Annotated in this window: 3 protein-coding genes and 1 pseudogene; 2 read left to right on the forward strand and 2 right to left on the reverse strand. The window is 40.8% G+C overall.

Annotated features, from left to right (window positions below):
- Nucleotides 1–129 precede the first annotated feature (129 nt).
- Nucleotides 130–774, forward strand: coding sequence for an FMN-binding negative transcriptional regulator (locus B4F08_RS04440; protein WP_086209380.1), 645 nt, complete (start codon nucleotides 130–132; stop codon nucleotides 772–774).
- Nucleotides 775–820: 46 nt separating this feature from the next.
- Complete coding sequence (locus B4F08_RS04445) at nucleotides 821–1,411, forward strand: GNAT family N-acetyltransferase (protein WP_291373430.1); 591 nt, start codon at nucleotides 821–823, stop codon at nucleotides 1,409–1,411.
- A 140-nt stretch (nucleotides 1,412–1,551) separates the two neighbouring features.
- Here B4F08_RS04445 and B4F08_RS04450 read toward each other — a convergent pair whose 3' ends face one another.
- Nucleotides 1,552–4,089, reverse strand: coding sequence for a TonB-dependent siderophore receptor (locus B4F08_RS04450; protein WP_291373432.1), 2,538 nt, complete (start codon nucleotides 4,087–4,089; stop codon nucleotides 1,552–1,554).
- 66 nt (nucleotides 4,090–4,155) lie between these two features.
- Nucleotides 4,156–4,442 (reverse strand): annotated as a pseudogene (locus tag B4F08_RS04455) (histidine kinase); the annotation flags it as partial.

Genomic DNA, 4,442 nt, shown 5'->3' on the forward strand with positions numbered 1-4,442 from the left:
ACTTTTGCCATTCTTGCCATAATTCTGGTCTACTCAAAGTAATACATACTGGTACTTTTGAATAATCCAATTAAACCAGAGAATTTACAACAACAAATACAGCAATAATGAGCTCAAGGAGGCAAAGCTGTGTATATCCCTGCAGAATTTGAAGTAACCCAAGTTGAAGAGCTACATCAGCTCATACAGAATTATCCATTGGGTATTTTGTTTACCCATGGACGAAGTGGTTTAGATGCAAACCATTTACCTTTTGAGTTACAAGTCGATCATACTGAACTTGGGATGTTACATGCTCATGTTTCTCGACATAATCTTGTTTGGCAGGATGTGAATAATGGTGATGAAGTGATGGTGGTCTTTCGAGCGGGAGATGCTTATATCTCACCGCAGTGGTATCCCAGCAAACAAGAGCATCATCAGCAAGTGCCGACATGGAACTATCGAGTGGTACATGCTTATGGTCGAGTAACTATTCGAGATGATGAGCGTTATGTGCGTGGTGTGGTGGCACGTTTGACACGAACTCATGAAGCAACACAGCCAGAGCCATGGAAAATGTCGGATGCACCTAAGGATTATCTTGAACCCATGTTAAAAGCAATTGTAGGGATTGAAATTGAAATTACGCGTTTGCAGGGCAAATTGAAACTTGGACAAAACAAAGATCAGCGAGATGTTCTAGGTGTGGCAAATGCACTGAAAGAAACCGGGCAGGTTGAGATTGCAGACGCGATGCATCTGATTGCAGCAGCAAAAAATACGTCCATATAACAATATTTTGAGCTGTGTTAAATAATTGAAATATAAGGAGTGAGCCATGCAGTGCTTCAAACCTGTAGTTTTACAGGGTGAACGAATTACATTAAAACCGCTTAAGTTGGAACATGCACCAGCACTGTGTGATGCAGTGCGTGATGGCGAGCTATGGAAACTGTGGTATACCCGCATTCCTTCACCTGAGCAGATGACGGCGGAAATCCAACGCCGCCTAGATTTACAGCAGCTGGCGAGTATGTTGCCATTTACGGTGGAAGAACGAAACAGTGGGAGGCTGTTAGGGATGACGACTTTTATGAATATCGAAGCCGAGCATCGCCGTGTTGAAATTGGTTCAACATGGTATAGCCAGTCCGCGCAGCGCAGTTATGTCAATACGGAGTGTAAAAATCTGCTGCTTACGCATGCATTTGATATTTTGAATTGTATTGCGGTTGAGTTCCGTACATCCTCTTTTAATTTTAAAAGTCGGACGGCAATTGAGCGTTTGGGGGCAAAATTAGATGGGGTGCTTAGAAGTCATCAAATTGTACAAAACGATATTTTAAGAGATACGTATGTGTACAGTATTTTAAAAACTGAATGGCCTGCAGTACAACAACATTTGAAGGCACTTTTGGACAAGAGATAACGTTTTGTCTAGCTGACGCGTTTCATGAGAGAAAAATAATACATAAAAAAGCGGCATTACTTTCATACAAAAATAATGCCGCAGATATAGAACTCAATGATGAGTGAAAGATTGGTATAACTTATTTCTTAGATTTAAGTTTACCAGTCGTATTTCAGACCTACTCTAAAGTTGGTAGGTGCACCATAATAGCTGTTGGTGGTTGATAGATGATATTTTTCATTAAATAAGTTATTTAAATTGAAGTTCAGCAGTAGGTTTTCATTGATCTTATAACGTGCCATCAAGTCAACCAATGTATAGCTGTCTTGTGTAAATAGAGTCTTATTTGACTCATTATATTGATAAATTTCACTTTGCCAGCGTAGTCCACCGCCTACTGTTAAAGCTTCGTTGAGATAAGGCAGGGTATAAGTGGTAAATAATTTAGCGGTATTGTTTGGGATATTGGTATTTAAATTATTACCATCTTTGTCCTGAGAGATATTGCGTGAAAAACTTGCAGAAACTTGCCATGTATCTGTTAACTTGCCTGTGCCTTCTATTTCAAAACCACGACTTTTTGTGCCAGATTCGGTACGGTAAACTTGAATTAGATTGCCATCAGGCCCTTTAATTTTATGTTTATTGCCATTTGCATCAAGGACTTCTACAGCTTTGTTGTCCTCTTGGGTTTGGTAAATGGCCGCACCAATGTTTAACTGATTATCAAAGAACTCACCTTTAATCCCGAGTTCTGTACTATTCCCGACTAGAGGCTCTAAATAACCTAAACTAATATCCATTTTGTCTTGTGGAGAGAAAATGGTGGTATAGCTAGCATAGCCAGTCCATTGGTCTGTTAAGTCATAAGTAATGCCGAAGTATGGAATAACTTCCCCATTTTCTTGTTGTTTTTTATATGAGGTAACGACATTTGCAGTATTATAATTACGAGTAACGCGTTGCCAGTTTTCTACACGTGTCCCTAGAATCACCGCCAGTGGATCTGTCAGTTTGAGACGGATTGCACCAAATACAGATTGACTTTGATCATCGCCACTATAAGAACCATTAATTGGCATAGTAGGGCGACCTGGGGTGTTTCCATCCCATGTAAAAATATTATTTAAAGTACTTACACTCCAACCAGAATAGGTCGGTCTCTTATTCTCACTTTTTGCATAGGTCGTACCTAAAACCACATCATGGGTTTGGTTGAGTAAGTCAAATGAACCATTTAAGGTTAAGTTAAATAGGTCTTGGGTAGGCTCGTAATCCCAACGCGTTCCGTAAAGTACAGCACCTGCGCCGGTTTCTTTATTTATCCCTGAGCTGGAATAACCATAACCGACAATTTCATCAGAAGCGGTAATTGTTCGAGATGCAGTGCCTTTCAGTTTCCAACGTTCGTTAAATTGGTGCTCAATATCTGCAAAATATGCAGTTGTTGTTCGGTCAGAACTACTCCAACTTGCAGCATTTGAATCTGAACGTGACCAGTTGATGAGACTACCATCGGTATAAAATGAAGGTAAACCACCACGAGCAATGCCTGAAATATCTATTTGTTGGTAGCTGACCCCTAAACTGGCTTTGGTTTTTTCTGTAAGGTCTGCTTCAACCACTCCATAGGCAATTTTACGTTCCTCACTATAACGGTCAATATAGGAATCGCCCGTTTGGTAGGCTAGAACAGTACGTCCACGGATCGTGCCTGCTTGGTTTAATGGTGTAGAGACATCAATATCGGTACGATAGGTGTCCCAAGAACCTGCACTGGTGCTGACGGAAGCTTTGAAATCTTGCAAAGGTTTTTTCCGCACCATATTAATACTGGCACTGGCAGAGCCTGCACCAGTCATTAAACCATTGGCGCCACGGACCACTTCAACACGGTCAAATAAAGCAGTGTCTTGGCTTTGAAAGATACTGGTATATGAACTCATCAGCTTTACGCCATCAAGCAAATAGTTATCAACTGTTTGACCGCGTGCATAAATAGGTGAGTTATCACTGCCGATATTACCATTTTGGCTAATGGTTAAACCTGCGGCTTGTGAAACAACATCGGTCAGTTGCGTCAGGTTTTGATCTTCCATTTGTTGGCGGGTAATGACACTCACCAATTGTGGCGTTTCTTTTAGTGATAGTGCTAAACCTGTAGATGCAGTGGTTGCTTTGGCTGTATAAAGGCCAGAACCTTCGGTTGTTAAATTATTGCCTTGATCTGCTTTAAGGGAAATAGTTGCAAGTTGAGCTGATCCATCTGGATTCGTCGCCTGACTACTTTGAGCATTTTTATTGGCTTGGCTATGAATAGCTTCGAGTTGAACATCTCGTGTTTCAGCTTGAACTCGTTGTTTCGCTTGAATGCTGTAACCACCATGATTTACTTTTACTGCAACCAAAGCATAAGGCTGTAATAATACAGCCAGAGCCTCATCTACTGCATAATTACCTTTTAGTGCTTTGGCTTGCAAACTTGAGAGTGTCTTTGCGTCATAGCTGATCGTGGTACCCGTTTGGATTGCGAGTTGCTTCAATGCCTGATCCAAAGGGAGTTTTGTAATATTCACAGGATAAGTTGTGGCAGCATAAATAGCAGTAGTGGTAAGGCTTCCTGCCATTAGTGGCATGCCCCATAAAACTGCCCGAATAGCCATTGCTAATCTACTTTTTGCCTGATAATCCTTCATGCGGTGTTCTCGACTGGGAGTGTATTTCTGTATAAGTCGAGTCAGCTCAAAAAAAGGGTCATATTTTTATCTTTTTTTTATTTTTAATAGATATGAACTGTAATAATCCAGCTCAAGCTGATGGGTATAGGCCAAGTTCTCTAGGCTTTGTTTTGGGTTTTTTAATGAAAATACGCCTGAAACATGCACATTTTCAAGCTCAGGAGCGAGAAAATAGGTTCCATTTTGATAACGGTACAATTCATCTAGCACTTTTTTAAGTGGCCATTGCTCCACAACCAGTAGATGTTGCGTCCAATACGGTTGCTCATTCTTCAGTGGATTGATGGCTGAAATTGTATCGGCATCAAAAC

The organism is Acinetobacter sp. UBA6720, assembly GCF_002454215.1.
GTDB lineage: Bacteria > Pseudomonadota > Gammaproteobacteria > Pseudomonadales > Moraxellaceae > Acinetobacter.